Origin of the sequence: Vibrio sp. M260118 (assembly GCF_036533755.1) — a bacterium.
In the GTDB taxonomy this organism is placed as follows: domain Bacteria; phylum Pseudomonadota; class Gammaproteobacteria; order Enterobacterales; family Vibrionaceae; genus Vibrio.
In genome coordinates, this window is sequence record NZ_JATABG010000357.1 from 1 (window position 1) to 3527 (window position 3527).

Sequence of the window (3527 nt, forward strand, 5' to 3'; positions counted from 1 at the left end):
AGTCGAGGATCTCACAGCCAAGCTTTTGCAACATGCCCATAATCGTAAAACGATTAGAGTCGTAGATAGAGTTAGCTTGTTGCGCTGAGCCTGGATCTTGAACTTCGTCACCAGTTGAGAAAATAGCAACTTTGAGCTTCCGCAGTACGTTACAGTCAGCAAACCCTAGCGAAGCGAGCATGCCCATTTCAGCAGAAGTAATTCTTTGGCCGGCTGAGAACACTGCCGCACCTTTTGCCAAGTCTTCACCGGCTTGGCGTACATTCTGTCCAGTTTTAACTGCTGCATCAAACGTGACGGCGTCACCATCTTGCTGCGCCTGTTCGCGCATAATTACGGTGTCGCCATTTTTTGGCGTTGGTGCACCGGTCATAATTTTAACCGCTTGTCCTAGCTCAAGTGGTTTGTCGTAAGCGTGTCCGGCAAGCACTTCAGCAACGACTTCGAAACTATCTAACCCAGCGTCTTCGCCGCGAATAGCGTAACCATCCATCGCGGAATTGGTGTATTGCGGTACGTTTACAGGAGAAATAACATCCTCAGAAAGAACGCGCCCAGCAGCTTGTGTGATTGGGCAAGTTTCGGAGTCTACGACCTCATTCACAAGCGACAAGATTTTCTCTCGTCCTTGTTCTACGGACAAAAATGCAGGGGATAGGGTATCGCAGCAAGCAGCGCCGTTTTTCTTCCCGGATTCAGTGGCTTTAGCATATTGGATGACAAACTCGGCAATCGCGTCGAGATCATTAATGTCCATCTGCGGCAGTTCAGTATCAGAAACGGGTCTGTCAGCAGCGATAGCAATAATATTGTCGTCGTTGTTATAAAGCCAAGGTTTGCCCACTTCTTCACGGTGTAGTTCAATTTTTGGGAAAGCAATGTTTTTACACCCTTCGACCAGAACGATATCGAGTTTGTCGCAATCAAAGCGTGACAGTAGATAGGTAAACTCAGTCTCAGCTTTCGGAGTTTCGGTCATCAACGCAAATCGATTTCGTGACGAAATCAGCATCTGTGATGCGCCTGCTTTTCTTAAGCGATAGCTGTCTTTACCCTCCTTATCGACATCGAAGTTATGGTGGGCATGCTTAAGCATACCGACTCTTAGACCGGATTCAGTCAGTTTAGGCATTAGTGCTTCTAGAAGAGTCGTCTTGCCTGTACCTGAATACGCTGCAAAACCAAGTATTGGGATAGGGAGGGTATAAGTCATCAGCTAAGGGTTCCAAATTGTGTCAGTTCTTCAGGCGTATTAAGATTTACAAAGCAATTCGGTGAATCGCTAAAGTCAACATATTGAGTGTTGCACTCTTTGTATAAAAGGATAATTTTACGATCACCACGCTGTAAAAACGCCGTAAGCTTAGGCAAAACGCGCTTGTTATAAAGGGTAAAAACAGGTTGTTGATATTCGCCATCATGAGCGACAAGAATATCGGTATCGTCATTGGCAGCTTGGCAAAATCGCTCAACTAAATCTGGGTTAATTTGCGGGCTATCACAGGGAACAAAACCAACCCAATCGGTTGGAGCATGAATTAAGCCAGCGTGAATCCCGCCCATTGGACCCGGATAGTTTTCGAAATGGTCAGAAAATACCTCGCCAAACTGCTGATACGCTTCGTGGTTGCGATTGGCGTTAATTAGGATGTTGTCAGTTTGAAGCGATAAACGGTCAATGACATGTTGAATAAGAGGTTTTTGGTTGAGTAGCACCAAGCCTTTGTCTTGGCCTCCCATTCGACTCGCTTGACCGCCTGCTAAGATTACCCAGCTGGTCTGATTAGAATGCAGCATATAAAAACTATTGACCGTTATTATTGTAAGAGTGGAACTGTAGCAAATTATCTCCTGTCGACAAGCGTTGAGGTCGATATTTTAGAGCCCTAGAGGTCACTTTCATCCTCTGTGGCTAACGATTACTCAGTTTAATGTCAGTGACTTTATCTTTAAGTACCACGACATTGTTGTTGTCACTATCGCAGTTCGAGAACTGTTTAAGCATACGCTCGCTGATAACCCACTGTTTGTTACATAACTCAGTTAACGCATTTTGCTGATGGCTAGTAATGACAATACTCGAACCACGGCGAAGAAGATCGTTGGCCATTATTACCAAACGCTCGATAGACTCTTGATCGAGTGAGGCACTTGGTTCATCCATCAGTAGAATTGACGGCTTTAATATCCAAGCTCTCGCCATTGCTACGCGCTGCTTTTCTCCGCCGGAAAGCACAGAAATATGTTCGTCAGCTAAGGTTTCCAAACCAACCATACGCAGGGCTGTGATGACTTGCGCTCGTTTGTCTTTGGCAGTTTGTTTGACATAGCGAATGCCATAGACGACGTTTTCATACACAGTGCCGTCAAATAGGTAAGGTGCCTGATGCAGGTAGATTACGCCATTTCGACCTGTTCGGGAGAAGAGTCGATTCAGCCATGTGTCATTCGGTGCGCTAATCGTTCCCGTGGTTGGCTTCATTAAACCAGACAGGATCTTGAGTAGGGTGGTTTTTCCAACCCCGTTGTCGCCACGTAAATAGATAGCATCATTGGGCCCAATGGACAGCGAAGGTATGTGGAACAGAACCCGCTCATTGAAGCGCATTGAAAGTTGCTGGGCGGTTACTTTTATCGTCATACTGCCCCTCTAAGTCCTTAAATAGCCTTTGCCACGCATGCTGGTTAGCATGAAATTCAACGCCAAAGCCAAAGTTAGTAACACAATTCCCAATGCCACACCTTGGGCAAATGCGCCTTTGTGACTCTCCATTGCAATCGCCGTGGGGATATTTCTGGTTATGCCCATTATGTTACCGCCAACCATAGTCGAACAACCCACCTCGGTCACAATGCGAGAAAACGCTGCAATTGCTGCGGCCAGCAAAGGAAATCGAGTTTCCCAGATCATGGTTGCGATAACGCGAGGTATTGATGCGCCGAGAGTGATAGAGGTTTCAACCGCTCTTCGATCGCTTGATTGAAGAGCGCCATGCATCATAGAAACCAAAACAGGAAAACCAATCAACATTTGACCGACAATCATCGCCTTTTGGGTAAACAGCATTTGCCAATCCCCAAGCGGTCCTGCCCGTGACAAAAGAATGTAGAGCAGCAAACCGATCACAACAGTTGGTATCGCTTGCAAAGTATTAATCAGCGATAAGAACAACCACTTGCCTCTAAAGTCGGTATAAGCCAGCACAAACGAGAAGATGATTGCCGGAAATAGCACAATAGAAATTGCAGAGAGCGAGACACTAAAGGAGACCGCAACGATCTCCCATAACTCTTTGTCAAAGCTCACAAGCAATGTCAGTGCATCTAGAGTGGTTTGCCACAAGGTCATCGAAGATTATTTCTCGTTCGCGTTGGCGACAAACAGTTGCTTGCCATTGAGTTTAAAGTCGTTAATCAGTTTCTGACCTTTTGGATTAACTAACCAGTCACTGAACTCTTTTGCACCTTGGTAGTTGATTCCAGGGTAGCGCTCTGGGTTCACTAAGATGACTTGATAAGGGTTAAAC

General features: G+C 45.9%; 4 protein-coding genes and 1 pseudogene. All 5 read right to left on the minus strand.

What is annotated here, in order from left to right; all coding sequences use genetic code 11:
* Positions 1 to 1213, minus strand: a 1213-nt coding sequence (locus tag QTO00_RS16650) for a bifunctional molybdopterin-guanine dinucleotide biosynthesis adaptor protein MobB/molybdopterin molybdotransferase MoeA (protein ID WP_331425786.1), incomplete at its 3' end; no start/stop codon positions are given.
* Entirely contained in the window at positions 1213 to 1797 is a 585-nt protein-coding gene (mobA, locus tag QTO00_RS16655) for a molybdenum cofactor guanylyltransferase MobA (RefSeq protein ID WP_331425787.1), read from the minus strand. The genes mobA and QTO00_RS16650, both read right to left, overlap by 1 nt.
* Before the next feature lie 115 nt (positions 1798 to 1912).
* Positions 1913 to 2641, minus strand: coding sequence for an energy-coupling factor ABC transporter ATP-binding protein (locus tag QTO00_RS16660; protein ID WP_331425788.1), 729 nt, complete (start codon positions 2639 to 2641; stop codon positions 1913 to 1915).
* Between the two features lie 9 nt (positions 2642 to 2650).
* The gene (locus tag QTO00_RS16665) at positions 2651 to 3349 is read right to left on the minus strand and encodes an ABC transporter permease (protein ID WP_331425789.1); all 699 of its coding nucleotides are present in this window, start codon (positions 3347 to 3349) and stop codon (positions 2651 to 2653) included.
* Between the two features lie 6 nt (positions 3350 to 3355).
* Positions 3356 to 3527: pseudogene (locus QTO00_RS16670) on the minus strand (tungsten ABC transporter substrate-binding protein); the annotation flags it as partial.